The organism is Bradyrhizobium sp. CER78 (assembly GCF_029846235.1).
GTDB lineage: Bacteria > Pseudomonadota > Alphaproteobacteria > Rhizobiales > Xanthobacteraceae > Bradyrhizobium.
The window spans coordinates 19,682-43,798 of the sequence record NZ_JARVWP010000008.1; the positions used below are offsets into that span (position 1 = coordinate 19,682).

Annotated in this window: 24 protein-coding genes; 15 read left to right on the plus strand and 9 right to left on the minus strand. The window is 64.2% G+C overall.

Going from position 1 to position 24,117, the window contains the following annotated elements; all coding sequences use genetic code 11:
* Window positions 1–5 precede the first annotated feature (5 nt).
* The 5 genes from QDT69_RS18590 to QDT69_RS18610 form a co-directional block, all read right to left on the minus strand.
* Window positions 6–221 (minus strand): hypothetical protein, encoded by a 216-nt coding sequence (locus QDT69_RS18590; protein ID WP_279707931.1) that lies wholly within the window; start codon window positions 219–221, stop codon window positions 6–8.
* A 375-nt stretch (window positions 222–596) separates the two neighbouring features.
* On the minus strand, window positions 597–1,115 hold the full coding sequence (locus QDT69_RS18595) for an enoyl-CoA hydratase/isomerase family protein (RefSeq protein ID WP_279707932.1): 519 nt from the start codon (window positions 1,113–1,115) through the stop codon (window positions 597–599).
* Between the two features lie 4 nt (window positions 1,116–1,119).
* A complete protein-coding gene (locus tag QDT69_RS18600) occupies window positions 1,120–1,296 on the minus strand; it encodes a hypothetical protein (RefSeq protein WP_279707933.1) in 177 nt (58 codons plus the stop codon).
* Window positions 1,297–1,325: 29 nt separating this feature from the next.
* Window positions 1,326–2,069 (minus strand): outer membrane beta-barrel protein, encoded by a 744-nt coding sequence (locus QDT69_RS18605; protein ID WP_279707934.1) that lies wholly within the window; start codon window positions 2,067–2,069, stop codon window positions 1,326–1,328.
* Window positions 2,070–2,133: 64 nt separating this feature from the next.
* On the minus strand, window positions 2,134–3,768 hold the full coding sequence (locus tag QDT69_RS18610; RefSeq protein ID WP_279707935.1) for an outer membrane beta-barrel protein: 1,635 nt from the start codon (window positions 3,766–3,768) through the stop codon (window positions 2,134–2,136).
* Between the two features lie 428 nt (window positions 3,769–4,196).
* Here QDT69_RS18610 and QDT69_RS18615 point away from each other — a divergent pair, with 428 nt between their 5' ends.
* The 7 genes from QDT69_RS18615 to QDT69_RS18645 all read left to right on the plus strand — a co-directional run bounded on the left by QDT69_RS18615 (window position 4,197) and on the right by QDT69_RS18645 (window position 9,602).
* The gene (locus tag QDT69_RS18615) at window positions 4,197–4,787 is read left to right on the plus strand and encodes a hypothetical protein (RefSeq protein WP_279707936.1); all 591 of its coding nucleotides are present in this window, start codon (window positions 4,197–4,199) and stop codon (window positions 4,785–4,787) included.
* Window positions 4,788–5,119: 332 nt separating this feature from the next.
* On the plus strand, window positions 5,120–6,748 hold the full coding sequence (locus QDT69_RS18620; RefSeq protein ID WP_279707937.1) for a DUF4118 domain-containing protein: 1,629 nt from the start codon (window positions 5,120–5,122) through the stop codon (window positions 6,746–6,748).
* The gene (locus QDT69_RS18625) at window positions 6,741–7,454 is read left to right on the plus strand and encodes a response regulator (RefSeq protein WP_279707938.1); all 714 of its coding nucleotides are present in this window, start codon (window positions 6,741–6,743) and stop codon (window positions 7,452–7,454) included. The genes QDT69_RS18620 and QDT69_RS18625 overlap by 8 nt, the downstream gene beginning before the upstream one ends.
* Before the next feature lie 89 nt (window positions 7,455–7,543).
* Window positions 7,544–7,666, plus strand: coding sequence for a hypothetical protein (locus tag QDT69_RS18630; protein WP_279707939.1), 123 nt, complete (start codon window positions 7,544–7,546; stop codon window positions 7,664–7,666).
* 97 nt (window positions 7,667–7,763) lie between these two features.
* Window positions 7,764–8,630, plus strand: coding sequence for a S1C family serine protease (locus QDT69_RS18635; protein ID WP_279707940.1), 867 nt, complete (start codon window positions 7,764–7,766; stop codon window positions 8,628–8,630).
* On the plus strand, window positions 8,627–8,998 hold the full coding sequence (locus QDT69_RS18640; RefSeq protein ID WP_279707941.1) for a LuxR C-terminal-related transcriptional regulator: 372 nt from the start codon (window positions 8,627–8,629) through the stop codon (window positions 8,996–8,998). The genes QDT69_RS18635 and QDT69_RS18640 overlap by 4 nt, the downstream gene beginning before the upstream one ends.
* Before the next feature lie 391 nt (window positions 8,999–9,389).
* Entirely contained in the window at window positions 9,390–9,602 is a 213-nt protein-coding gene (locus QDT69_RS18645) for a hypothetical protein (RefSeq protein WP_279707942.1), read from the plus strand.
* Window positions 9,603–9,640: 38 nt separating this feature from the next.
* On the opposite strand, the gene QDT69_RS18650 is transcribed toward QDT69_RS18645, so the two are convergent.
* Window positions 9,641–11,002, minus strand: a complete 1,362-nt coding sequence (locus tag QDT69_RS18650; protein WP_279707943.1) for a metallophosphoesterase — start codon at window positions 11,000–11,002, stop codon at window positions 9,641–9,643.
* A 249-nt stretch (window positions 11,003–11,251) separates the two neighbouring features.
* On the opposite strand from QDT69_RS18650, the gene QDT69_RS18655 reads away from it, so the two are divergent.
* The 6 genes from QDT69_RS18655 to QDT69_RS18680 all read left to right on the plus strand — a co-directional run bounded on the left by QDT69_RS18655 (window position 11,252) and on the right by QDT69_RS18680 (window position 18,816).
* A complete protein-coding gene (locus tag QDT69_RS18655; RefSeq protein ID WP_279707944.1) occupies window positions 11,252–12,670 on the plus strand; it encodes a M20 family metallopeptidase in 1,419 nt (472 codons plus the stop codon).
* A gap of 332 nt (window positions 12,671–13,002) precedes the next feature.
* Window positions 13,003–14,793: a peptide ABC transporter substrate-binding protein gene (locus tag QDT69_RS18660; protein ID WP_279707945.1), complete on the plus strand. Its 1,791-nt coding sequence runs from the start codon at window positions 13,003–13,005 to the stop codon at window positions 14,791–14,793.
* 241 nt (window positions 14,794–15,034) lie between these two features.
* A complete protein-coding gene (locus QDT69_RS18665) occupies window positions 15,035–15,991 on the plus strand; it encodes an ABC transporter permease (RefSeq protein ID WP_279707946.1) in 957 nt (318 codons plus the stop codon).
* On the plus strand, window positions 15,957–16,874 hold the full coding sequence (locus QDT69_RS18670; protein ID WP_279707947.1) for an ABC transporter permease: 918 nt from the start codon (window positions 15,957–15,959) through the stop codon (window positions 16,872–16,874). The genes QDT69_RS18665 and QDT69_RS18670 overlap by 35 nt, the downstream gene beginning before the upstream one ends.
* Window positions 16,871–17,851: an ABC transporter ATP-binding protein gene (locus tag QDT69_RS18675; protein ID WP_279708220.1), complete on the plus strand. Its 981-nt coding sequence runs from the start codon at window positions 16,871–16,873 to the stop codon at window positions 17,849–17,851. Before QDT69_RS18670 ends, QDT69_RS18675 begins: the two co-directional genes overlap by 4 nt.
* Window positions 17,848–18,816 (plus strand): dipeptide ABC transporter ATP-binding protein, encoded by a 969-nt coding sequence (locus QDT69_RS18680; protein WP_279707948.1) that lies wholly within the window; start codon window positions 17,848–17,850, stop codon window positions 18,814–18,816. The genes QDT69_RS18675 and QDT69_RS18680 overlap by 4 nt, the downstream gene beginning before the upstream one ends.
* Window positions 18,817–19,141: 325 nt before the next feature.
* On the opposite strand, the gene QDT69_RS18685 is transcribed toward QDT69_RS18680, so the two are convergent.
* Window positions 19,142–20,110, minus strand: a complete 969-nt coding sequence (locus QDT69_RS18685) for a LysR family transcriptional regulator (RefSeq protein ID WP_279707949.1) — start codon at window positions 20,108–20,110, stop codon at window positions 19,142–19,144.
* 100 nt (window positions 20,111–20,210) lie between these two features.
* Here QDT69_RS18685 and bla point away from each other — a divergent pair, with 100 nt between their 5' ends.
* A complete protein-coding gene (gene bla, locus QDT69_RS18690; RefSeq protein WP_279707950.1) occupies window positions 20,211–21,131 on the plus strand; it encodes a class A beta-lactamase in 921 nt (306 codons plus the stop codon).
* Window positions 21,132–21,412: 281 nt separating this feature from the next.
* Window positions 21,413–22,327 (plus strand): ankyrin repeat domain-containing protein, encoded by a 915-nt coding sequence (locus QDT69_RS18695; RefSeq protein ID WP_279707951.1) that lies wholly within the window; start codon window positions 21,413–21,415, stop codon window positions 22,325–22,327.
* Window positions 22,328–22,493: 166 nt separating this feature from the next.
* Here QDT69_RS18695 and QDT69_RS18700 read toward each other — a convergent pair whose 3' ends face one another.
* Window positions 22,494–22,829 carry a hypothetical protein gene (locus QDT69_RS18700; protein ID WP_279707952.1) on the minus strand — a complete coding sequence of 112 codons (336 nt, stop codon included), beginning with the start codon at window positions 22,827–22,829 and terminating at the stop codon, window positions 22,494–22,496.
* 686 nt (window positions 22,830–23,515) lie between these two features.
* A complete protein-coding gene (locus tag QDT69_RS18705; protein ID WP_279707954.1) occupies window positions 23,516–24,082 on the minus strand; it encodes a c-type cytochrome in 567 nt (188 codons plus the stop codon).
* Window positions 24,083–24,117 lie beyond the last annotated feature (35 nt).

Below are 24,117 nucleotides of genomic sequence, written 5' to 3' on the forward strand. Positions count from 1 at the left end.
GCGGCCTAGCGGTGAAACGGCGCCGTCTTTGCCTGCGCCGAAAAATCGGTGATCGCCGGTTCGATCCGCCTAGTCTGCCTGACCATGCGCACGCTTGTCACCTGCTGTGAACGCTGTACGTATTTTGTCGGCGCGCTGGCGGAGGCTCCGGCATGGGCGGCCGGCGCGATCAAGGCGGCAATCGCAACGGCACTGATCAGGGTCGCAAGGGACTTCAGCATCGCACCCTCCAAGAGGCTGAGACACGTCCGAACAGCAACAGGCGTTTCCGAGCGACGCCTCTGCCCGGCGTCTTGTTGACGATGCGGAATGCTGGTCCCGATTTCTATGAATCGCAACAATAATCATCAGTTGCTGATTTTTTGGACAAGCGGCCGCATCGATCAGGAAAGCGGCACGCGGCGCTGCCCTGCCGATTGCGATGCAGCACGAGTTGCGAATGGAGCAGTCCCTGGCGTTCGCGCTACCCCGTCCGGCTCGCCGTCGCTTCCGGCGCCGCGACCTCTTCCGCCGGCAGTCGGCAGAGCTACTCGGCGATCCGGCCCGCTTCGATCGCCGCCTGTCCCGGCGGGACGATCATGTCGATCAATCCCGACTCATAGGCTCTCTCCACGCGCATGGAGCGTCCGGGAACAAGCATCGAAGGCACGCTGCTGAGCAAGCCGTCGGGGTATCAGCGAGCTCATCGCGCCGTCCGGGACCAGATCATGAGAATAGAGTGGCGAGGTAAACGTCGCGGATGCGGCGGCGATGACCTGGTCGCAATAGAACACAATGGCCGTACCGATGCCCGCCGTCGCTCCCTCGACGGCGGCGATGATCGGCTTTGCATTGTTGGCGAGCGCGTTCAGGAGGCTGATTACGTTCTGTGGCGGAAGCGCTTCCGGCACCCCGCCACCGACAGCACGATGCCCCGCGGTCTCGACGCCTGTCGCGAAGACATCGAACCCGCCGGCAACGACGATACAGCGGATGGCAGAATTGTGCTGCGCCGATTCGATGGCCCTCGTCATGGCGAGATACATCTCATCCGCGAGCGCGTTCCTCCCTTCCGCGAGCAGCACCGCGATCGTACGCACCGCACCCTGTTCGCCGACCGCGACAAGTCCTGCCACCGGGTCAATTCTCCGCGGGTGCACGCCACATCGGAGATTTCGGACCGCCATAGTAACGCATTTGCGAGGCGCCGGACGTATCCGGCGCTCCGACGTCGCTGGCACAGCCGGCGGCCGTGGCGCAGACGCCGGCGAGCACAACGATACGCAGCAGCAGCTGCCTTGATGTCGAGATCGTCACGGCATCCTCCCCATTCGTCCCGCGCGGCATCAGTATTTCGCGACCACCGGCCCGCCGAACTTGTAGTCGAGGCCCAGCGTCACGACCGAGTAGGTGTTATCGACCGTGTAGGGAATCTGGCCGTTGAGCGGCGCTGCACGCTCGTACCGGCCGAAGTCGTAGTAGCGATACTCGAACTTGCCGATCAGGTTGTTGGTAAGCGCATAGGCGATGCCGCCGCCTGCGGTCAGACCGCTTCGGTTCGCGGAGAACTGATCGACGCCGAACACCGGATCGGTGTTGGTGTGCTGGAATTCGCCATAGGCCCAGCCGCCGGTGAAGAACAGCAGCAAGCGGTCGACGGCGATGCCGCCGCGGGCACGGACGGTGAATCCGTCGCGCAGACTGGTCGCATCGACCGAACCGATCGGCAAGGTCCCGGCGTTGAACTGATCGACATCACTGCCCTTGATGCCGGACCAGAAGCCGTCGGCCTCCAGGCCGACCACAATGCTCCCGCTCTGCACGTTGTAGCCGATCTCGCCGCCGGCGATCCCGCCGGTCGACGAGTAGTTGATGGTGTAGTTGGCAAAGCCGGCCGGACCGAGCGCGTTGTTGAGATTGTGGTTGCCGAAGCCGCCGCCGCCGAACACACCGACATAGAAGCCGGACCAGTCGTATGCCGGCGCTGCGATCGCAGGCGCCTTGGTATAGAGTGGAAGGTCAGCACTCTTTGCCGGAGCGGCCAGCAGCAACGCTCCAAGCGCCGCGGCGGTGAAGAGAACGTGTTTCATGGTCAATCCTCTAATTTCTGATGGAAGCGCCGGGCGGCCCGCCCGGCGCCTTTGCCCCTTGCGATCAGAAGTGAATGATGATGTCGGCCGAGCCGATCAGAGCGTCCTTCTTGGTGGGCGCTATGCCGAGATTGGAGTTGCCGTTGAACGCCGCTGCATCGAGGGCCCTGTAGTAGGAGACCTCAGGCCTGATCTCGATCTGCGGCGAGAACCAGTGCTGCCAGCCGATACCGGTCTCGACGTAGCGGGTCTTGACGCCAGTGCGTTGTCCCTGCTGGTCATCGAAATATTCGAGACGATAGGAGATGTTGTCGAGCGGCGTCGGCTTGTAGCTGATGTAAGTCAGGAAGGTCTGCACCGAAGCCGTACAGGAGAACACGGCAGCGCTGCTGCATTGTGCAAGGAACGGCGAGTTGTAGGGCATCACCTGCGGCGAGAACGGAGTGCCTCCCGCAAGAAACGCCGCCATCGCCGCGGGGTTGTTCCCATTCAGCACATTGTTCTGGTGCTCATTGTAGGTCTCGAAGGAGATGTGCCACTGCTCGTTGAACTTGTGATAGTAGGTCAGGCCGTACCACTGCAGGTTATTGTAACCCCAGGTGCCGTTGTTGATGCCGTTGGCGACGACATAGATACCGTCATTGCCGCTATCGGTCGTATAGCGAACGCCAACACTGACGCTAGGCTGGGCGCCGGGATCCTTCAGCATCGTCGAGTCCGGGAACAGCGGGTTCGGAGCAGGATTCGGGATCTTCTCGCCGACATGCCACGGCATCGCCTCGGTGCCGACGGTGATGCCAAGCTGAACCATCCAGTTCTTGGTCACCGCGAGCGTGGTGTTGAGGCCCGTGTTCGTATAGTTGTCGAACGTATACGTCATCGAATGCGTATACATGTAGTTGTTAGGCGCGAGCTGCGCTTCGATGTCCGGGATCGAGATGTAACGGCCGAACCGGAACATCAGGCCCTCCAGCACTTGCGGAACGAATACCTCGCCGTAGGCCATCGGCAAGTCATAGCCGTTGTTCTTGTTCTGGTTCAGGAGCTGGTTGCTCCACAGGCCGTAGGCGGTCGTATAGCGATAGTTCTCGCCATAGATCGGCGCGATCCGGAAACCCCAGTCGACGTGATCCTTCTGAACCGTGTCAGGCAGGCGCTCGATGTAGACCACGGCCTGGTCGAGTTGGACCGTGTTCGGGTTGTAGTCGTAGGCGGCTGGCGAATTGCCGCCGCGGACGGTGTTGTTGCTGAGATTGCCGCCGGCATTGATCCAGCCATAGACCTGGATGTGCGCATCGTTCATCCACTGCCCGGCGGGCGTATTGCCCAGCGCAGCCATCAGCGGGCTATCGACCGAGCCTGGCCGCGTGTCGCCGATGTTCGTGGTGCCGCCATACGGCCAGTCGGCGAATGGCATCGGAGGCGTGCTTTGCGGCGTCGCCGGCCAATAGTCGCGGCGGCCGGGCGGCGCCTTCGGATCCGACGGCGCGGCGTCATGGCCCCACTCGAGCCGGTAATAGTTGACGAACCGCGAGAAGAAGTCGCTGCCGAGATAGCTGTCGAGGCAGGAGTAATTCTTGTAAGGATCGCACGTCGATGACGGCGCCTTCAACAACGGTGGATTGGCGTCGGCTGCGTGTGCCGCGTTGAACAGGCTCAGCGCCGTCAACGATACGCCCGCCAAAACAAGTCTCTTCATGATTTTGCCCCAGGATATTGCTACCGACGCTTCGAGCGCTCTCGCGATTAACGTCTGTGTAATCTTTCGTGGGGGCTTGAGAAAAAGGCGATACGGGTCTCCTCGCGCTTTCATTAAGATAAAATAGCCGAAACACCTCTCTTCGCTGTGCTTGATCAGATAAGCATCATTTGCTTCCGCGACTGCTGAAGAACGCGGCGAAAATCATGATGTTTTGTGACAGCGGCACGCTGCGGTGCGATAGATTCCCGATCGCCTGTGCCATTTCCGCCATAGCTCGATCGACTTCGTACTCAGCACCGTCGCACGCGCTATTTTATTGCTATGTCGATCGCGATGAATCTGCATCGAAGATATACACGCTCAGCAGCTAAGCTCGCTTCATCAGACGAATCCTTCGTGCTGATCGCAATGGAGCGCTGCGCATCGTGGCCAACGTGACGAACTGTGCAAGCGGCGACGAGATCGACGACATCGATTTGAATTTCCTGCCGGCCGATCTCACGGCGCAATGCCGCAACCTGATCGAGAGCTATCACGACATCCATGGCTACGCCTGCCTGCCCGACATGCTGTGGCGGGCGCGGCTCGGGCCGTTCATCGAACGGCATCACGAGTTCAGGCAGCGGCTGCGCAAGGCTTCGACCACCCGAAGCGCCAAGAAGTCCAACCAGGGCTTTGCCGAGATCGCGACGGCGATCCTGTCGCTGGAGATATTGGCGAGCAGCTTTGCGGGCTGGACCGCACTTTATCCGGAGGCGGGCGCGAGGGCGCTTGCAGTCCTGAAGCGGCAATCCGGCGGCTCGCAGACCCCGCTGATGGACTTCTATCTCTACCCGCCGAAATACTTCAGCTCGGCTGCGATCGCCAAACTGACCCCGCCGAGGGCGAGCCAGACCGGCGAATTTGGTCTCTACCGCGCCTCGAAGCCGGAGCTTGCGGGAGAGCGGCTGGCGCTCAGCTATATCGGTGAGATGTTGCAGAAATCGGATGATGCCGCCCTGCTCGAGCAGCGCTGAATGTGTTTCGCGCCGATGTCGCGTGCAGTCACTCGACGGCGCCAGCGACGGCGGCTCCCGCGTCGACTATTTCTTTTATATTTCTCCTCCGCCTCAACAACATGGATTTTCTATCCGTTCCTGGGGAATGCTCGGCTCGCTGGGTAGTTGGTGACATCGGAGCAGTAACCGACGGTCGAACGTTGAACCATTCGCGAGGGCGTGCGCCGTTCTGACGGCGCTGGACCCGCGTCTTCAGCGCTCCCATCGGATGTTGCGGGGGCGGATTTCGTTCTGGCCGGGGCGGCCGTGACGAGGATCTTCCGGTGTCTTGCTCTACGAAGGCAAAATCCTTGATCTATCCCCTGCCCCTGTTTCAACGGCTCGCGGATATCCGCGCGCGTCGCGCCGAAGCGGGGCGCGCGTTCGTGCCGGGTTTCGATGCGAGCCCAAGACGGGTCACGTGGACCGACGTCCTGCCCCTGCTTTGGTCGGTTGGATCGGTCGCCATCATCACCGCGATCCTGTTCGCGCTCGACGAGCCGATCGCCGCGAATCTGGTGCCGATCGCCTATCTGATCCCGGTGATCTTTGCAGCCACACGATGGGGCGTCTGGTCGGGCACGCTGGCATCGCTCGCGGCGATCGCCGCCGCCGATTTCTTCTTTTTCACACCGCTCTACAGCCTTCGGGTCGACAGCCCGCAGGAGGCCATCGACCTGCTTGTCTTCCTGGTCGTCGCGCTGGTGAGCAGCAATCTGGCATCGCGCCTGCAACAGGAGACCAAAAGATTGCGGCGCCGGGAGCGGGAGATCCAGCACCTCTACGAATTCTCCAAGCGTCTGGCCGCCTGCTTCACGATCTCCGATCTGATCGATGCCATCAGACACTATCTGGCGCGTACGCTCGGCCAGCGCGCGGCGCTGTTCGTCGCATCCGCTGGAGGTCATTTCGAATCCTCGCCGGGATCGGGAGCGGCCCCGCCTTCCGTCCAGGAAAGCGTGGCGGCGATGATGGTCGCCGTCGGCGCAACAGATCGCAGCGTCGTCGATGAACAGACCCAGGACGTGTGGTTGCTCCGTGCCATCGGATCGAAAACCGTGGTGCACGGCGTCATCGCCATCAATGTCGGACGCGGCACGCACGATGCGATCAAGTCGCGCGCACGCCGAATCGAGGCGGTGCTCGAGGAGGTCTCGTTGACCCTGCAGCGACTCGATATCGGAAAGGCAATGGACGACGCCAGACTGCATCTGCAAGCCGAGCTGTTGCGGGACGCGTTCCACGGCACGCTCTCGCACGAGCTGTGCTCGCCGCTCGCCGCCATCCAGGGATCGGTCAGCGTCATGCGGGAGATGCCGGCCGTTGCGGCCGATGACCGGCTGCGCTTGCTGACCGAAGCTGTCGCGGACGAGGTCGTCCGGCTCGACGGTCACATCCGCAATCTCCTGAACGCGACGCGTGTGACCGCCGGCGGGCTCACGCCTCGCCTCGAATGGTCCGACCCGCGCGACATCGTCAACGCCGCGGTCAAGGCCCGTGCGCGACGGCTGGCGGCGCACCGCCTCGAGATCGGATTTGACGACGATCTCCCGCTGCTTAATGTCGATTCCGGCCTGGTCGAGGAGGCCTGCGGCCAGCTGCTGGAAAATGCCGCCAAATACTCCCCGTCCGGATCGACGATCTCCGTGCAAACCCGGCATGAGGCCGGGCGCATCGTGATGGCGATCATCGATCAAGGGGTCGGCGTCACGCCCGACGAGCAGCGCCACCTCGGCCGCAAGTCGTTCCGCAGCCCCCGGCACCAGGCGAGCGTCCCGGGCTCCGGCCTCGGCTTCTGGATCGCATCGACCTTCATCAAGGCGCATGACGGCTCCGTGGAGGTCGTGAGCCGCGGCCAGGGTCTCGGGACATCGGCATCGATCTTGCTACCGGCATCGCAGACCATCGATTCGGAACTGGTGACCTGCGACGATGAGTAATCCGCGTAACCTTGTCCTCTTGATCGACGACGAACCGAAGATCCGGCGCTTCCTGCGCGCCGGCTTCGAAATCCACGGCTTCTCCGTCGTCGAGGCCGAGAACGCCGCCGACGGCTTGAAGATCGCGACCTTCAATGCACCGGATCTCGTCATCCTCGACCTCGGTCTGCCGGACCTGCACGGCAGCGAGACGCTGGAGCGGCTGCGCTCCTGGTCCAACGTTCCGGTGATCGTGCTCTCCGTCGAATCCAACGAGGACGAAAAGGTTCGCCTGTTGCAAGCGGGGGCTGACGACTATGTCGTGAAGCCGTTCGGCATGGCCGAGTTGCTGGCGCGGAGCGATGCCGCCTTGCGGCGCTATTTCAAGAGCGCCACCGAGAATCCGGTCGTCATGGTCGGGCCGCTCTCCGTCGATCTCGCCAGCCGGGCCGTTTCGCTGAACCAGACCAGGATCAAGCTGACACGAAAGGAATATCGCCTGCTGCACGTGCTGGCGGTGCATGTCGGCCTGGTGGTGACGCACGATCAGCTGCTGAAGGAGATCTGGACCGGCAATCAGCGCGACAACATCCAGTATCTGCGCATCCTGGTGCGCAAGCTGCGCCAGAAGATCGAGACCGACCCGAACCAGCCCCGTCTGCTGGTAACCGAGTCCGGCGTTGGCTATCGGCTGGAGAACCGGCTGGAGACCAGCGTTGCCAATTGAGCATTCGGTCGGCCGCGGGCTGGCATATATAGAAAAATAATATATTTCCGACCGAGAAAGCCTTAGCGTGCCCCGAAAAGGGGCACGCGGTGCAGTTTCTGATCCAACCGTTTCACATCTTCGGCTTCGAGGGTCAGATCTGGATGCTGATCGTGATCGCGCTGATTGCCGGCTTTGCCCTGCTTGGCTTGCGGACCCGGGACCGGGGCTGAGCGGCGGTTCCGAGCGGCGCGTCCCGGCCCTGCCCATCCGGCCAGTTTCGCCGCCGGCCGCAACATCCCAGATTGCGGGAAGCCAACGGAGTTTCCCATGACCGAACCGAACATCCTTGCCTCGTTGTCGTCAGCCCTGTCGGAGACCATTGCGCGCGCGGCGCCATCGGTCGTCTCGGTGCATTCGCATCGCGCGCGCGCCTCGGGCTTTGTCTGGAAGGCGGGCCTGATCGTCACTGCGGACGAAGCGCTGGCCGACGAGGGCGAGATCGAAATCCAGTTCGCCGACGGCAGCCGCCGCCAGGCAACCGTCGCCGGACGCGACCACACCACCGACATCGCGCTGCTGCGCGTCGATGGCGACGTCGCGCCGATCAAGCTATCGAGCGAGATCCCCGCGCTCGGATCGCTCGCGGTGCTCGTCGCGGCCGACCGCGGCGCGCCGGTCGCGCGGCTCGGCATGGTCTCGCGGTCGGGCGCCGCCTGGCGCAGCCTGCGCGGCGGCGAGATCGACGCACGGATCGAGCTTGACGTCCGGCTGCGGCACAGCCAGCAGGGTGGACTAGCGCTGAATGCCGCCGGCGTGCCGTTCGGCATGGCGGTGCTCGGCCCGCGCCGCGTGCTGACGATTCCGGCTGCGACCATCGAGCGGGTCGCAGCCCAACTCGAGAAGAGCGGCCGCATCGCGCGCGGATATCTCGGCGTCGGGCTGCAGCCGGTCCGTCTCGACGACGGCCTCGGCGCCATGGTGATGAATGTCGACAAGGCCGGCCCCTCGGCCACAGCCGGCATCCGCCAGGGCGACGTGATCATTGCCGTCAACGGGGAGAAGCTGTCCGGCGTGCGGGCGCTGTCGCGCGGCCTCGGGCCACAGAGCGTCGGCAGCGTCGTCGAGCTGACCGTGCATCGCGGCGGCGAGCCGATGATCTTCAAGGTCACAGTCGGAGAGAGGCCCGAGACGTGAGCAGTGAGCCTGCCGCCGACATCGTCATCGCGCTCGAGATCGACGACCCCGTCCTCGCCGACCGGCTGGCGACGTTGCTCGGCAGCGTCGCCGGCCTGCGGCTCGCCGTGCCGGGCGAGCAGGCGGCCGCCGCGATCGTCGCACGTAACCGCGAGGCCGCCGGCGGCGACTTTGAGCTCACGCCGCGCGAGCTCGACGTGCTGGCGCTGCTGGCCGAAGGCGCATCCAACAAGATGATCGCGCAGCGGCTCGGAATTTCCGTCCACACCGCCAAGTTTCATGTCGGCTCCCTGCTCGACAAGCTCGACGCCACCGGCCGCACCGATGCCGTCGCACATGCCGCGCGGCGCGGCGTGATCGATTTGTGAGGCGTGCGCGGAGGTCTCTCCACACGTCGTCCCTGCGAAAGCAGGACTCCGTCGCATGTTGCACGCGGGACCCACCGTTCGTCGTCCTGGCGAAAGCCAGGACCCATAACCACGGCATTGGATTGTGAAAGGAATCGTGACCCCAGCATCGCGCAACAATGAACTTTCGGGGTAATCGGTCCTGGCTTTCGCCAGGACGACGATGAGGATGGTTCTCGATTCAAGGTGTCACGCGGTGTCATCACCCGCGAAAGCGGGACAACGCCCCCAACTCAGTGATCTGCGAAAATTCCGTCGCGCGGGCGCTTAGACCAAATATGTAAGTAGTCGTCCGGATACAGACGCCTTCTCGATCTCGCTATGCAAGCTTCAGCCAACAAAAAGAAACGGCATGAAGAAGCTGATCGATCGCCACCGGGACATTCAATACACGCTCACCAACATCGAACCCGACCTCTGGAGCTGGTCATTCGAAATCAACGGAAAGATCAAGCGTGGCACCACACGTGTGCGGCTAGGCCTGCTGGCGCAGCGCCGCGTCCGTACGCTGATCGATCGCGAATTGAAAGACGCGGAACGGGGCAAGCCGAAGAAGCCTGACTAGGCCACCGCTTCGCCGCCGACTTGGCTCAAGGCAGCGCCTTATGACAACGCGATCACGGTCGCAGCGACATCGAGCCGCGGCCCGGCATATCGCCGGTCATCCGGTCCATGCTGTGCACACCCGACGCTCCAGAGCGCGGGCCACGACAACCGCTCGAGCCCCGTCGCCGATATCGCCGCGAACGACGTCCAGCTGACGTCACCGCGGCATCGCCACAGCACGCCGCCGGGTCCCATATCCGGATAGAAGGCGATGTCGAGGTCGAAATCCCGCGCGTCGCCGAAATCCGGACCGACCCAGTAGTGCGGACTGCGCCCTTGCTCACGCCCGAGGATCAGCGTGAGCGTCTGGTTCGGCCCGCGCAAACCCAACCAGAGCGGTGCGATCATGTCAGGGACGGGCGTGCAGAGCATCGTTTGCGGCGCGGCGCTTGCCGCCGCGGTGCGGCCCGACAGTCTCAGGGCGACCACCGTCGCGGGCGCGGCCATCCCGGACAGCGGTGCAGGGCTGGTCCCGTGCGGCAATGGCGACCACACGGCGTGATCGAGAGAGGGCAACGGCCATGCGAGCCGCTCGCACACGGCGCCTTCGGTGTCGAGCACCTGGTAACGCAGCCCGTCCTGATCGAGCGCCGCCTGCACGCAATGCAGATACTCGACGCCTTCGGGCATCCGGTGCGCGGTGCCTGCGCCCGCCGTACAGATCTGCAGCACGCCGCGATGAACCTGGACGTCGAATGCGAGGATGTGGCTGCAGACATAGGCCGTCACACCGGCGCGGACCAGGATATCCCAGAAGCGCGCACTGTATTCGTGACCGATCTCGCGCTGATAGCTGCCGCTGTAGCCATTGATCGGGAATACGGGATGATGACCCAGCACCAGCTTGTATCTCGCGTCCTTGTGCTGCTCGAGGATCCCGTGCAGCCAGTCGGTCTCGACGTGCCCCTCGCCGCCGAGCCCGGTCCAGAGCGTGTGCACGAACACCATCAGCAGATCGTCGCGGCGGACCCAATAGGACAGGCCCTCCTGACCCGGCGGCCCGTTGCGCGGCAGCTTCAGCACCTCGCGAAACACCGCCTCGCTCATCTCGTCATAGGTGGTGTGGTTGCCGGTCGTGTGCCACAGCGGCACCGCACGGCGGTCGAGCCAGCCCATTTCGACCTCAAACCAATGCCGCCATTGCGCGCGCAACGCATCCGCATCGGCGGTGAGGCCGATGATCTCGTCGCCGGGGAAGAGGATGAACTCAGGCCGCGGATGCAGCCGGCGGACCACGTTGTTGACCGACGCGAAGGTGCGCTCATGCAGCGCGCCGGCAACGCCCGAGCAGGCGTCGGCATAGATCACGAACTGGTGGCCCGAATTTCTCGGCAACAGAGACGGAATTGTATCATTCATGGTTGGACCACGTCCTCGCGAGCCGCATCATAGGGGAAGGCAGACCAACCGCTCAAGGCACGCGCAAGGTTACGGTCGGAGCGCTCGAGGTCGTTCAGTCCGACGACGGGACTTTGGCGAGCCGGACACATTTCCGCACACCAAGACGTGACTTTCGGAAAAGCTGGTCTGCCGGCAGGCGCTAGGCGGCGGCGCGGCAAGCTGCTAGCGTTTTGCGCTTCAGATTGCCTTACTCGAGGATCGGAGCAAATGGACAACCGTAATGATGTTTGGCGCGGCGTTGACACGATCAAGCCGCGTTTCATCGAATTGAGCGACCGGGTCTGGGCAATGCCCGAGGTCTGCTACACCGAGGCGCGCTCCTCCGCCGAACATCTGGCCGAACTGCGCCATCAAGGTTTCCGCATCACCGAGAACCTCGCCGACATCCCGACCGCGGTGATGGGCGAATGGGGTGAAGGCGGGCCCGTGATCGCCTTCCTCGGCGAATATGACGCCCTGCCCGGCCTCAGCCAGGAGGCCGGCGTCGCCGAGCATCGCCCGGTCGAGACCGGCGGCCACGGCCATGGCTGCGGCCACAATCTGCTCGGCTCCTCCGCGCTGCTCGCGGCCACCGCCGTGAAGGACTGGCTTGCCGCCAACAAGGTGCCGGGCCGGGTCCGCTATTACGGCTGCCCCGCCGAGGAAGGCGGCGCGGCCAAGGCCTTCATGGTGCGCTGTGGCGCGTTCGAGGACGCCGACATCGCCATCACCTGGCATCCGCACAGTTTCTGGGAGGTGGCGGTGACGCCGTCGCTCGCCAACACCCGGGCTGATTTCATCTTCACCGGGCGGACCTCGCATGCGGCCGCCTCGCCGCATCTCGGCCGCAGCGCGCTCGACGCGGTGGAATTGATGAATGTCGGCGTCAATTACATGCGCGAGCACATGCCGAGCGATGCCCGCGTGCATTACGCGCTGCTCGACACCGGCGGCATCGCGCCGAACGTGGTGCAGGCACATGCCAGGGTGCGCTACTCGATCCGTGCCCGCGACCTGCCCGGTATGAACGAGCTGGTCGAGCGCGTGCACAAGATCGCGCAGGGCGCAGCCCTGATGACCGAGACCAAGGTCGAGATGAAGATCATCTCCGCGGTCTCCAACATCCTGCCCAACACCCCGCTGGAAGAGACGCTGCACCGGATCATGGAAGATCTCGGCCCGCCGCATTTCGACGATGCCGACAAGGAATTTGCCGGCAAGATCCGCGCGACCTTGACCGACAAGGACATCGCCTCGGTCTACTATGCGATCGGCATGGAGCCGACCGACCGGCCACTGGCCGATTTCCTGGTGCCGATCGACGCCAAGCGCAATCCGCTGATCGGCTCGACCGATGTCGGCGACGTCAGCTGGGTGGTGCCGACGGTGCAGGTCCATGCACCGACGGTTGCAATCGGCACGCCGTTCCACACCTGGCAGGTTGTGGCGCAGGGCAAGACGCCGGCCGCGCACAAGGCGATGGTGCAGGCCGCCAAGGCGATGGCCGGCCTCGGCGTCAAGGCGCTGATGGAGCCGGAGCTGATCGCGGCCGCCAAGGCCGACCTCAAGAAGCGGACCACGCGAACGCCCTACATTAGTCCGCTGCCGGCGAATGTTGCACCGCCGTTGGACATGTCGGTCGCCTGAGCGCCGCATCCTGGGGGCCAGACCTGCGCTTCGTGCGCGGGCCGGCAGCCGCTTCGCGCGAAAACATGGTTGCGTGGCAAAAAAGCATCTCGGAACAAAGGATAACGAACAAATTTTCCGCAATGCGAGGCGCGCATCAGCGCGCTTTGGCGCCGATATGCTGAACCGATGTGCGCCTAGGAGAGGTTCTGCACAAGCGATAGCCAAAAGACCTAGACGCTGGAGGGCGGGAGGCGTTGACCTTCGCGTTCATTCGGTGTGCCATCTGCCGCCAGAACGGCGGCCGGTTCCAAGGCCCGCCGCAAACACACGTGAGCCGGACCGAGGGGACAATGTTCGACAATAATCTGCGAGGCATGATCGACGACGTGAAGGACGGACGGATGGACCGCCGCGCCTTCGTCAAGCGAATGATTGCCGTCGGCCTCACCGCGCCGATGGCCAACCAAATTCTGGCGATCGGCGGCGTCGCGATGGCGCAGAGCCCGAACCCCTACAAGCCGACCAAGCGCGGCGGCGGCGGCCCGCTGAAGCTGTTGTGGTGGCAAGGCCCGACATTGCTCAATCCGCATTTCGCCACCGGCACCAAGGACCAGGACGGCTCGCGCATCTTCTACGAACCGCTGGCCAGCTGGGACGTCGACGGCCATCTCAACCCGATCCTCGCCGCCGAGATCCCCTCGATCCAGAATGGCGGACTCTCCGCCGACGCCAAGCAGGTGATCTGGAAACTCAAACCGGGCGTCAAATGGCACGACGGCAAGCCGGTGACGGCCGACGATCTGGTGTTCAACTGGGAATATGCCAGCGATCCTGCGACCGCGGCCGTCTCGATTGAAACCTACAGCGGCCTGACCGTCGAAAAGATCGACGATCTCACGATCCGCATCACTTTCAAGAAGCCGACACCGTTCTGGGCCAATGCCTTTGTCGGGGCCTATGGCTGCGTCATCCCGAAGCATTTGTTCGCGGATTACAAGGGCGGCAAGTCCCGCGAGGCGCCCAACAATCTGAAGCCCGTCGGTACCGGTCCGTACAAGTTCGTCGAGTTCAAGCCGGGCGATCTGATTCGTGGCGAGATCAACCCCGACTACCATATGGCCAACCGTCCATCCTTCGACACGATCGAGATGAAGGGTGGCGGCGATGCCGTCTCGGCGGCACGCGCGGTGATCCAGACCGGCGAATATGATTTCGCCTGGAACATCCAGGTCGAAGACGAAGTGCTGCAGCGGCTCGAAAAGGGCGGCAAGGGCAAGGCCCTGTTCGCGGTCGGCGGCGACATCGAGTTCATTGCGATCAACTTCACCGACCCCAACACCGAGGTCGACGGCGAGCGCTCGTCGATCAAGACCAAGCATCCGATCCTGTCCGATCCGAAGGTCCGTCAGGCGCTGGCGCTGCTGGTCGACCGCGACTCCGTCAAGAAGGCGATCTACGGCCGCGCCGGCCGCACCACCGCCAACTATCTCAATGGTCCCGAGGAGTTCGTCTCCAAGAACACCAAATGGGAGTTCTCGGTCGAGAAGGCGAGCGCGCTGCTCGAGCAGGCCGGCTGGAAGCTGGGCTCCGACGGCATCCGCGAAAAGGACGGCAAGAAGCTGAAGCTTTTGTATCAGACTTCGATCAACGGACCGCGGCAGAAGACCCAGGCGATCGTCAAGCAGGCCTGCCAGAAGGCCGGCATCGACGTCGAGCTAAAATCGGTGGTGGCCTCGGTGTTCTTCTCCTCCGACGTCGCCAACCCCGACACCTACGCCCATTTCTATGCCGACATCGAGATGTTCCAGATCCCGATGACGCAGCCCGATCCCGCTTTGCACATGCGCCGCTACCACTCGCGCAACATCGCCACCAAGGAGAACAAGTGGCAGGGGCCGAACTTCCCGCGCTGGGCCAACAAGGAATTCGACGCCGCGGTCGACGCGGCCGATACCGAGACCGATCCGATCAAGCGGGCGGACCTCTACATCAAGGGCAATGACCTGATGTGGCAGGACAACGTGATGATCCCCGTGATGCATCGGCTTGCGGTGGAAGCCTCCTCCAACACGCTGCGTCCCGCGCTCTCCGGCTGGGCCAACCAAACCGACAATCTGCAAGACTGGTATCGTGAAACCTGAGCCGTGAGGGGCTCGCAATCGAACCGGCGCGCCTGTTCTCCCTCTCCTCGTTCCCACGGAGAGAGGGGCTCGATCCGGAAATGCCGTGACAGGTGAGTTCGTGGAGAGTCCCCTCACCCGGAATTCAAGCCATGCTTGAATTCCGGCCTCTCCCCGCACGCCGGGCGAGGTGAAGCTCGCCTTTCGATTGGAAGCAAGATCAACGTGCTCAAGGTGCGAGCGTTAGTTAGATGATCTCTCGATGAGTCAATATATCCTGCGCCGTCTGATGATCGCGATCCCGAGCCTGCTCGGAATCTCGCTCGTGCTGTTCGTCGTGCTGGCGCTCGCGCCGGGCGATCCGTTCAGCGAGCTCGCGACCAACCCGAACGTGCCGCCCGAGGTGCAGGCCGCACTACGCGCCAAGTTCGGCCTCGATGACCCGATCTATCTGCGTTATCTGCACTGGATCGCGGCGATGGCCCATGGCGATTGGGGCTTCTCGTTCGTCAGCAGGGTCGATGTCGATACGCTGATCCTGCAACGGCTGCCGACCACGCTTTACGTGGTCGGCTCGTCGCAGCTGCTGGCACTCCTGATCGCGATCCCGGTCGGCGTCTATGCCGCCACCCGGCCCTATTCGCTGTTCGACCAGCTCGCCAACACCTTCGCCTTCATCGGCTTCTCGCTGCCGACCTTCTTCACCGGCATCCTGTTCATCCTGGTGTTCTCCGTGAAGCTGGACTGGCTGCCCTTCGTCTACACCAGCGTGCCGGGGAGCGGCATCCCCTGGCTACTGGAGATGGTCCGGCAGGCCATCATGCCGGTGATGGTGCTCGGCCTGTTCCAGGCGGCCTCGATGACCCGCTTCGTGCGCTCGGCAATGCTCGACGTGATCCGGCTCGACTATGTCACCACCGCACGCGCCAAGGGGCTTGGGCAGGCCAAGGTGATCGTCAAGCATGTGATGCGCAATGCGATGATCCCGGTGGTCACGCTGATCGCACTGCAGATGCCCGCCGTGTTCGGCGGCGCCATCGTCACCGAGCAGATATTCCGGATTCCCGGTATCGGCTCGCTCCTGATTTCCTCCATCCTCGCCAATGATACGCCGGTCGTGATGGCCGTGACCTTCGTCTTCGCGTGTCTCGTGGTGCTGTTCAACCTGATCGCAGATGTCCTCTATGGCTGGCTTGACCCTCGCATCTCCTTCCGCTGAGCGGCGCGGTTATTCGCCCTGGCGCGAAACCTGGCGGCGCTACCGCCGGCACCGGCCGGCGGTGATCAGCGCCGTGCTGCTGCTGCTGCTGATCGCGGCCGTCGTGATCGGCCCGTTCATCTGGCGCGTCTCGATCAGCGACATCGACGTGGTGGCAGGCCTGCAGGGCCCCTCGCTGGCGCATCCGTTCGGCACCGACGATCTCGGCCAGGACCTGCTCGCCCGCATGATCTATGGCGGGCGCATCTCGCTTGCGGTCGGCCTCGCCGCGATGCTGGTCTCGGTGTTCGTCGGCACGCTGATCGGCGCGCTGGCCGGCATGTCGCGCGGCGCGCTCGGCTACGCGCTGATGTGGCTCACCGACCTGTTCCTGTCGCTGCCGCAACTGCCGCTGCTGTTGATGCTGATCTATTTGTTCCGGGACGGGCTCAAGGCCTTGTTCGGCCCGGAGGGCGGCATCTTCATCCTGATCGTGCTCGTGATCGGCGGCCTGCGCTGGATGCCGGTCGCCCGCCTGGTGCGCGCCCAGTTCCTCTCGCTGCGCGAGAAGGAATTCGTCGAGGCGGCGCGCGCGCTCGGCGCAAGCCCGGTGCGGCAGGTGGTGCGCCACATCCTGCCCAATGCGCTGGGACCCGTGATCATCGCCGGCACGATCGACGTCGCCGCGGCGATCATCGCCGAATCGACACTGTCGTTCCTCGGCCTCGGCTTTCCGCCTGACACCCCGACCTGGGGCCGCATCCTGTATGACGCCAAGGACTTTCTCGACATCGGCCCGCATTGGGCGCTGTTCCCGGGCGGCGCGATCTTCATCGCGGTCGTCGCCATCAACTTCATCGGCGACGGGCTGCGCGACGCGCTCGACGCGCGCAAGGTGATCTGATGGCGCTGCTCGACATCAAGGGCCTGAAAACCCATTTCACCACCGACGCCGGCGTGCTGCAGGCGGTCGACGGCGTCGACATCAGCATCAACCGGGGCGAGACGCTGTGCGTGGTCGGCGAATCCGGCTGCGGCAAGACCGTCACCGCGATGTCGATCCTGAAGCTGATCGCGATGCCGCCCGGCAGGATCGTCGAGGGCGAGATCATGTTCGAGGGCCGCGATCTGGTGCCGCTGTCGAGCCACCAGCTCGACGACATCAGGGCCAAGGAGATCGGCTTCATCTTCCAGGAGCCGATGACCTCGCTCAATCCGGTGCTGACGATCGGCGAGCAGATCGCCGAGAGCCTGCGCCGCCACGAGGCGGTGACCAAGAAGCAGGCGCTCGAGCGCACGATCGAGATGCTGAAGCTGGTGCAGATCCCCAATGCCGCGGGCCGCGTGCATCACTATCCGCACCAGTTCTCCGGCGGCATGCGCCAGCGCGTGATGATCGCGATGGCGCTGGCCTGCCGGCCCAAGCTCGTCATTGCCGACGAACCCACCACCGCGCTCGACGTCACCATCCAGGCGCAGATCCTCGACCTGCTTCAGGACATGAAGGAGCGCTTCGGCATGGCGGTGATGCTGATCACCCATGCCATGGGCGTGGTCGCCGAGACCGCGCAGCGCGTCGTCGTGATGTATGCCGGCAAGGTGGTGGAAGAGGCGCCGGTCGACGAATTGTTCGGCAACCCGCGCCATCCCTACACCCAGGGCCTGATCCGCTCGATCCCGCGCATCGACCTCGACGCCGAGCACAAGACGAGGCTGGAGGCGATCGGCGGCTCGGTGCCGATCCTGATCAACCCGCCGCCCGGCTGCCGTTTTGCACCCCGCTGCAAACACGCCATGAGCATCTGCACCGAACGGGAGCCGCGCCTGCGCGAGATCGCACCCGGCCATCGCATGGCCTGCCACCTCGGAGACGCGTCATGAGCGAGCCGCTGCTGCGCGTCAGCAATCTGAAAAAGCACTTTCCGGTGCTCGGCGGCCTGCTGTCGCGCGAGGTCGGCCAGGTCTATGCGGTCGATGGTGTGTCGTTCACGGTCAACCGCGGCGAGACGCTGGGACTGGTCGGCGAATCCGGCTGCGGCAAGTCGACCACCGGCCGCTGCGTGCTGCGGCTGATCGAGCCGACCTCGGGCGAAATCGTGTTCGACGGCCAGAGCGTGACGGGTTTGGGCAGCGGCGATCTGCGCGCCATGCGTCGCAACATGCAGCTGGTGTTCCAGGACCCGTTCGCCTCGCTCAATCCGCGGATGACGGTCGGTGCGATCCTCGGCGAGCCCTTCATCATCCATAACCTCGTCACGTCAGCCAGCGAGCGCGAGGACCGCGTCGCGAGCCTGTTGGTCAAGGTCGGGCTGAAGGCCGAGCACATGCGGCGCTACCCGCATGAATTCTCCGGCGGCCAGCGCCAGCGCATCGCGATCGCCCGGGCGCTGACGCTGGAGCCGAAGCTGATCGTGTGCGACGAGCCGGTCTCGGCGCTCGACGTCTCGATCCAGGCCCAGGTCATCAACCTGCTCGAGGACCTGCAGGCCGAGCTCAACCTCACCTATCTGTTCGTGGCCCACGATCTCTCCGTGGTCGAGCACATCTCGGACCGCGTCGCCGTGATGTATCTCGGCCGCATCGTCGAGCTCGCCAAAGCCAGCGATCTCTATCGCAACCCGCAGCATCCCTACACCAAGGCGCTGCTCTCGGCAGTGCCGGTCGCCGATCCCAAGGCGAAGCGCGACCGCATCCGCCTGAAGGGCGACGTGCCGAGCCCGATGAATCCCCCGCAGGGCTGTCACTTCCACACGAGATGCCCGATTGCCGAAGAGCGCTGCCGGCAGGCGTCGCCGGAATTGCGGGAAGGACGCAACGGGCACTTCGTGGCGTGCCATCTGGCCTAGGTGCTCCTGCGGCGATCAAGCTGCTGACGCTCCCTCACCGTTACCCTGAGGTGGCCGCTTCTTCAGCGGCCCTCGAAGGGTCGACGGCCACCGGCCGGGCCGTACATCCTTCGAGGCTCGCTCTGCTCGCACCTCCACCGACAAAGGCGGAGCCCTTTGCGCGGGGATGACGGGGCCAAAATATCGAAAACAACCCCATGCAAAGGAGCTGGCGGCTGCCGGCGTCCGACCGGGCGGCTTGACACGTCGGGCAAATCAGGGATACATTTCCAATATTCCGAAATTGTACAAGCACCGCTCGCCGCAGCAGGTTGCGCCACATCCGCTAGCGACGGCGCTTCTTCGACGCGGACCTTACCGGCGTACGCTTTGCCTTGGCCTTCGCCCTTGGCCGCGGAGCCGATGCGCTCTTCTCGCTCTCATTCACTTCCGCCCGCAACGTATCGAGCAGCCAGTCGCGGAAAGCGCGCATGCCCGGCGTGACCTCGCGCGACTTCAGCCAGGTCAGCCAGTACGACCCCGCCGGCACCTCGGCCGCGAACGGCCGCACCAGCCGGCCGGACGCCAGCTCGTTCGCAAACATCGCAATCGGCACCAGCCCGACGCCGACGCCGCGTGCCGCGGCCTCCGCCATACCAACCGAGCTGTCGAAGATCGGCCCCTGGATCTTCGGACACGGCGCGCCGGCCACCGCAAACCACAACGGCCATTCCTCGGCGCGGTAGGAGCGCAGCAAAAATTCCTGCGCGAGATCGGACGGCTTGCGCAGCCGGTCCGCCGCCTCCGGGCAACACACCGGCGAGAGCGGCGCGGACAACAGATGGATCGCCTCGGTGCCGTGCCACGAGCCGTCGCCGAAGCGCAGCGCGAGATCCAGCCCGTCGCCCGCGATGTCGACGCGGTTGTTGTTGGTGAGCAGGCGCAGGTCGATATAGGGATGCGCGCGCTTGAAGCAGTCGACCCGTTGCAGCAGCCACCCGGTCGCAAACGTCGTGACGCAGCCGACGGTGACGACCTCGCGCGTGCCCTTGGCCTCGATCCGATCGATCGCAGCGCCGATCCGGTCGAACGTGTCCGACAGCACCGGCAACAGCGCCAGCCCTTCGTCGGTGAGCACCAGCCCGCGCGGCAGGCGGCGGAACAGGCTCGCGCCGAGCAGCTCCTCAAGCTGCTTGACCTGATGGCTGATCGCGGTCTGCGTCACGCGCAGCTCCATCCCCGCGCGGGTGAAGCTCAAGAGCCGCGCGGAGGCCTCGAAGGCGCGCAACGCGTTCAGCGGGAGATGCCGGCGCATGGCGTCATGACCAAGTTTTTCTCATGCCTCGTTGTATAAATGATTGTTTGTGCGCCGTCACGCCGCCCGGCAGGTTCGCGCCGCCAACGGGAGATTCGACATGCTGACTAGACGGATATTTGGATTGCGCGCGCTGGGCCTTGCGGTGTCCTGCGCCACCCTGCCGCGGCAAAGCGCCGCGGCCGGACAGAGTGCGGCGGCAGGAGCAAGCGAGCCGGCGCAGCGGCTGCAGCAGGAATTTGCGCGCATCGAGCTCGCGACCAGCGGCCGGCTCGGCGTCGCCGCGCTCGACATGGAGACGGGATTGCGCGCGAGCCAACGCGGCGACGAGCGGTTCCCGATGTGCAGCACCTTCAAGGCGATGCTGTCAGCTGCCGTGCTGCACCGGGTCGATCGCGGCGAATCCAGCCTTGATCAGCGGATGCAAGTCGAGGCCAAGGATATCTTGGCCTACGCGCCCGTCGCCAAGCAACACGTCGGGTCGAGCATGACGCTGGCCGAACTCTGCGAGGCTGCGATCACGCTCAGCGACAATACCGCGGCCAACCTGCTGCTGCGTGAGATCGGCGGGCCTGCCGGCTTGACCAGCTTCTTCCGCACCATCGGCGACAATGTCAGCCGGCTCGATCGCTGGGAGGTCGCTCTGAATGAAGCCGTGCCCGGCGATCCGCGCGACACCACCAGCCCGGTGGCGATGCTGAAGAATCTGCAGCGCGTGGTGCTCGGCGATGTCCTGCAGGCCAATTCGCGCCAGAAGCTGGTGGACTGGGTGGTCGCCAACAAGACCGGCGACACAAGGCTGCGCGCCGGCGTGCCGCGCGACTGGCAGGTCGGCGACAAGACCGGCACCGGCGAGCGCGGCACCTACAACGATATCGGCGTGTTCTGGCCGCCCGGCCGCAAGCCGATCGTGGTGACGGTCTACCTGACCGGGGCAAGTGCGCCGATGGAGAAGTGCAACGAGGTGATCGCCAACGTCGCGCGCGCCGTTGCGAATGCGAGCACCGGGCAGACCGGCTAGAGCGGCGACGGGCTCTGCTTCACCTCGCCCCGCATGCGGGGAGAGGTCGGAACGCATCGCCAGATGCGTTCCGGGTGAGGGGGAGTCTCCGCGCATCCGTCTGCTTTCGCATGCGCCGAGAGAGCCCCTCACCCCAACCCTCTCCCCGTAAGAACGGGGCGAGGGAGCGCAGCGCCCTTGCCCCGCGGCTTGGGATCGCTGCGCGGCTTGGCAGCGACCGAGGATCATGCGACGCTCGACCCGGATGGCGATGCGCCCAGCAGCCATCCGGAGGACACGTCTTGTATCGCCGCATCGCCCTCGCCGCGCTGCTTGTTGCCGGCCACGTCCACGCTGGCTTTGCTGCGGCCGACCCGGCGCGGTGCCGCGAGCTGATCCGCAAATATGAAACCGACAAGGCCCAGCTCGGCGCGATCGAGATCTCGCTGACCTTGTTCGCGGCCGCCAATGCCGATTGCATCAACCTGGCCACCGAGTTGCTCGACGGCGGTGCCTCGGTCGACGCGCGAGACCGGCTTGGCGCACGGCCACTGAGCCACGCCGCCCGCTCCGGCCATCTCGACATGGTCGACCTGCTGCTGGCACGCGGCGCACCGGTCGATGCGCGCAACCTCGCGGGATCGACCGCGCTGTATTTTGCCGCCGAGCGCGGCCATGTCGCGATCGTGCAGCGCCTGATCGACCGCGGCGCCGACGTCAATCTCACCGGACGCAGCGGCGCTTCCCCGGTCGCGGCCGCTGCCTATGCCGGCCGGGACATGGTGGTGCGGACGCTGCTCGCGCACGGCGCCGACGGCCGCAAGGCCGACGACACCGGCAAGCCCCCGGTCGTGTATGCGGCGGCCGGCGGCCAGCTCGGCATCGTCAAGCAGCTGCTCGCGCGCGACATCGACATCAATGCGCGCTACGCCAACGACCTCACTCTCCTGATGTGGGCAGCCGGACCGGACGAAACCGTGCCGGAGGCGCAGGCGCTCGAGGTCGTCTCGTATCTCCTGGACGCCGGCGCCAGGGTCGACGAGCGCGACGCGCGCGGCCGCACCGCGCTGATGATCGCCGCCGAAGGCAACCATCCTGCCATTGCCAAGGCGCTGCTGGCCCACGGCGCCGACGCCGCGCTGGCCGACAAGGCGGGCAAGCACGCCGCTGATCTCACCATCCTGTCGGCGCTGCGCGCGGAGCTGACGCCGCGCTGAGACCGCTTACGAACCAGGACACGTAGTCATAAATCGTTCGCGATATCCGCTTTGCTCCGATACCGACCGCCTTTGTGCAACCGCGGCAAATGCCGAAATGGGCCACGAGCAGACATTACGCATCGAGTGGTTGGGGAAGGTTTGAGCGCTACCCTGTCTGCCGAACTTATCTGCTCGCTTGGATACGATCGGCAACAACTTGCAACGTGTCTTGGCTATCGCTTATCAGCGCAAGGTAGCTGAGGGAGTGTTCGTAATAGATGCGAAGCATCGTTCCCTCAAACCGAAGCGTGCCCTCAACGAAATCCTCAAAATCCTCGTAAGGCGGTAACTCCAGATCGGTTTGAGGGTCTTGCCCAAGAGCTTGCGCCGTATCGCTCAGCAAGGCACGAAATGGCGTCGTATAGTCAAAGCTATCTCCGACAAAAAACACGAGCTTCCAACCACCTTGTGGGTTGGGCTCTATTGGCTGCAACTCAAATGACAGACGAGACGTAACCATGCAGCACTTATTCCATCGCGAGTACGAGCAACGCTGCCGTCAAGGAACTATACCGTCTTTTCTTGCCCGTTTCTGCAACCGGTCCTTAACAACTTCGCCTAGCGGAGTATCCGGTGACTTGCGGAACGCCCACAAGTTCTGCAACCGACCTTTTTCTATCACCTGCGACTGCGCTTCATCTGCGACGCTCCCCTGCGATCCGGTGAGGACTTGCCGGACAACACGACGCTCAGCTTGATGAGAGAGCTGTTTGCCTGCGAGGAATGTTTTTCCGGCTACTCTTCTGGTTCTCACCGTAAGTGTTACGTCGATCATGCGCGTAGCTTAGCCGTTTCTTTTCTTGAGGGGGTCTTAACTTTGCTCACGGGGCGCTTCCAACGTTGACACTGGTTCTTGAGATCGATCCCAGGATCGCCGAAGTTCGTCAACCGGACTGATTGCGGACTGAGACAATTTTATACAACCCGATTTATACAACCGAACCCCATGGCGGCTATGGGTCATTCTCGACGGTTTCGGCTGAGTTTGTCGGTTGATTGATGTCGGCTTCCGTCCAAAAGCACCGAAGCTAGGACCGGGCCAGCAGCGCTGCGTTCGGCCAGAGCCCCGTGATGGCTATGGCTGCGTCCAAATGAGTTCGCTCCCTGGCTGCACTGCTCCTTGCCCGCAGGACAAGACTTCGCGCCTCAAAGCCCAGCCAGATAGTCCACCAGCGCGGCGAGGTCGTCGGGCGACGTCGCCAGCATCAGGTCCGACATGCCGGGATTGTTGCCGCGCGCGCGGGTGCGGAAATCGGCGATGGTCTTGGCGAGATAATCCCGTCCCATGCCGGCAAGCCGCGGCACCGTCCCGTCGCCCTGGAAGCGATCGAGGTGACAGGCCGGGCAGCCGACCGAAGCGCTGGCGCTGACCGCCTTCGCCGTGACGTCCTTGGGCGCGCGCGGCTGGCCGAGGTCAGGCCATGGCTTCTGCGAGAAATATTCCGCGATCGCCAGCATGTCGTCGCGCTCGAACTGCGTCGCGATCGGCTGCATGATCTCGCTCTTGCGATCGCCGCGCTTGAAGTCGCGAAGCTGGATATAGAGATAGCCGGCCTGCTGGCCCCAGATCGTCGGAATGGTCTTGTCGACGGGCTTGCCGTCGGCGCCATGGCAGCCGGCGCAGACCGCGACCTTGTCGTCGATCGTCTCCGCCCGCGCCTGCGCCGCAAGCAACAGCAGCGCGGTGGTGCCAATCATCAGTTTACCGAACATGAGTTGATTCCGAAGTACTGTGTCTGCCGTCATTG

What these genes read in the sequence shown, in the direction of transcription:
- QDT69_RS18635 (WP_279707940.1), top strand. Translation starts at nt 7,764, where the DNA reads ATGACCGAACCGAACATCCTTGCCTCGTTGTCGTCAGCCCTGTCGGAG.
- QDT69_RS18645 (WP_279707942.1), top strand. Translation starts at nt 9,390, where the DNA reads ATGAAGAAGCTGATCGATCGCCACCGGGACATTCAATACACGCTCACC.
- QDT69_RS18665 (WP_279707946.1), top strand. Translation starts at nt 15,035, where the DNA reads ATGAGTCAATATATCCTGCGCCGTCTGATGATCGCGATCCCGAGCCTG.
- bla (WP_279707950.1), top strand. Translation starts at nt 20,211, where the DNA reads ATGCTGACTAGACGGATATTTGGATTGCGCGCGCTGGGCCTTGCGGTG.
- QDT69_RS18650 (WP_279707943.1), bottom strand. Translation starts at nt 11,002, where the DNA reads ATGAATGATACAATTCCGTCTCTGTTGCCGAGAAATTCGGGCCACCAG.
- QDT69_RS18590 (WP_279707931.1), bottom strand. Translation starts at nt 221, where the DNA reads ATGCTGAAGTCCCTTGCGACCCTGATCAGTGCCGTTGCGATTGCCGCC.
- QDT69_RS18680 (WP_279707948.1), top strand. Translation starts at nt 17,848, where the DNA reads ATGAGCGAGCCGCTGCTGCGCGTCAGCAATCTGAAAAAGCACTTTCCG.
- QDT69_RS18705 (WP_279707954.1), bottom strand. Translation starts at nt 24,082, where the DNA reads ATGTTCGGTAAACTGATGATTGGCACCACCGCGCTGCTGTTGCTTGCG.
- QDT69_RS18670 (WP_279707947.1), top strand. Translation starts at nt 15,957, where the DNA reads ATGGCTGGCTTGACCCTCGCATCTCCTTCCGCTGAGCGGCGCGGTTAT.
- QDT69_RS18660 (WP_279707945.1), top strand. Translation starts at nt 13,003, where the DNA reads ATGTTCGACAATAATCTGCGAGGCATGATCGACGACGTGAAGGACGGA.
- QDT69_RS18655 (WP_279707944.1), top strand. Translation starts at nt 11,252, where the DNA reads ATGGACAACCGTAATGATGTTTGGCGCGGCGTTGACACGATCAAGCCG.
- QDT69_RS18625 (WP_279707938.1), top strand. Translation starts at nt 6,741, where the DNA reads ATGAGTAATCCGCGTAACCTTGTCCTCTTGATCGACGACGAACCGAAG.
- QDT69_RS18685 (WP_279707949.1), bottom strand. Translation starts at nt 20,110, where the DNA reads ATGCGCCGGCATCTCCCGCTGAACGCGTTGCGCGCCTTCGAGGCCTCC.
- QDT69_RS18610 (WP_279707935.1), bottom strand. Translation starts at nt 3,768, where the DNA reads ATGAAGAGACTTGTTTTGGCGGGCGTATCGTTGACGGCGCTGAGCCTG.
- QDT69_RS18700 (WP_279707952.1), bottom strand. Translation starts at nt 22,829, where the DNA reads ATGGTTACGTCTCGTCTGTCATTTGAGTTGCAGCCAATAGAGCCCAAC.
- QDT69_RS18605 (WP_279707934.1), bottom strand. Translation starts at nt 2,069, where the DNA reads ATGAAACACGTTCTCTTCACCGCCGCGGCGCTTGGAGCGTTGCTGCTG.